This window comes from Streptosporangium sp. OZ121, from assembly GCF_051918885.1.
Taxonomy (GTDB): domain Bacteria; phylum Actinomycetota; class Actinomycetes; order Streptosporangiales; family Streptosporangiaceae; genus Streptosporangium.
The window spans coordinates 1-1,192 of record NZ_JBPXMC010000088.1 but is presented as its reverse complement, the minus strand read 5'-3'; the positions used below and the strand labels follow the sequence as shown (position 1 = coordinate 1,192).

At 63.7% G+C, this 1,192-nt stretch carries 1 protein-coding gene; it reads left to right on the top strand.

Annotated features, from left to right (window positions below; translation table 11 throughout):
- Positions 1-198 precede the first annotated feature (198 nt).
- Entirely contained in the window at positions 199-984 is a 786-nt protein-coding gene (locus ACTOQ1_RS42815) for a GntR family transcriptional regulator (protein WP_440074336.1), read from the top strand.
- Positions 985-1,192 lie beyond the last annotated feature (208 nt).

Sequence of the window (1,192 nt, the reverse complement as noted above, 5' to 3'; positions counted from 1 at the left end):
TCCAGGACTCCGCCGGGTGCTTCCCAGTGGTCGTTGTCTCTGCGCTGGGTGAGGAGTGCTCGGCCTTGGTCGTCGATGATCACGCCTGCCACGCTGACGGAGTGCTGCGGGTGGTGGTGATCCATCGGATGTCCTCCGGGGCTGCTGATCGCTATTCTCAAGCTGCGGTACACGTATGTACGAGTTGAGGAGTTGGTCGTGGCCGAGCTGCCGTTGCCGGACCTGGATCCGACCAGCGATCGGGCCGTCTTTCGGCAGATCGCCGACCACATCAGGCATGCGATCGAGCAGAGCGTTCTCGCCGAAGGTGACAAGGTGCCCTCGGAAGCTCAGCTCATGCAACATTACGGCGTCGCGCGGATGACCATCCGCAACGCGCTCCAGGTCCTTCAAAGTGAGGGTCTGACCGTGGCCGAGCACGGGCGTGGTGTCTTCGTCCGCTCACATCCTCCGGTGCGGCGGCTGGCCTCCGACCGGTTCGCTCGTCGTCATCGGGAGCAGGGCAAGGCGGCGTTCATCGCGGAGACCGAAGGGGCCGGCGGCAAGCCGTCCGTCGACTCGATCGAGATCACCGAAGAGCGGGCGTCGGCGGAGGTGGCCGAGAAGCTCGGGCTCTCTTCGGAGGATCATGTGATCCGGCGCTCACGCCGGTATCTGATCAACGGTCAGCCGGTGGAGACGGCGGTGTCGTACATCCCGGTGGAGATCGCGCGGGATACGCAGATCGCGCAGCCGGACAGTGGTCCGGGTGGGATCTACGCCCGGCTGGAGGAGTTGGGGTTCCGGCTGGATCGCTTCGTGGAGGAGATCCGGTCGCGGATGCCGCTGCGTGATGAGGTGCGGGCGCTCAAGCTGGCGCCAGGTGTTCCGGTGTTTCACCTGGTCCGTACGGCTTATGCCACCGATGGTCGTGCCGTTGAGGTGTGCGACACGGTGATGTCCAGCGATGCCTACGTGCTCTCGTACGAGTTGCCTGCGCGGTAGGACTTGCCGTACTCCTCTAGAGGAGTCATAAATGTCTTACGCACTACTCCTCTAGTCGAGCAGACGTCTATTGGAGCCTGATCGATTAAGCGTGAGGCATTGAGCTGAGGAGGTCGCACAGCGTGACGGAGCAACCATGCATCTCATGCGGCGGCAAAGGGTGGAAGTACGTCAGCCAGCGACGCGGCCTGATCGGCGGTCTACCGGG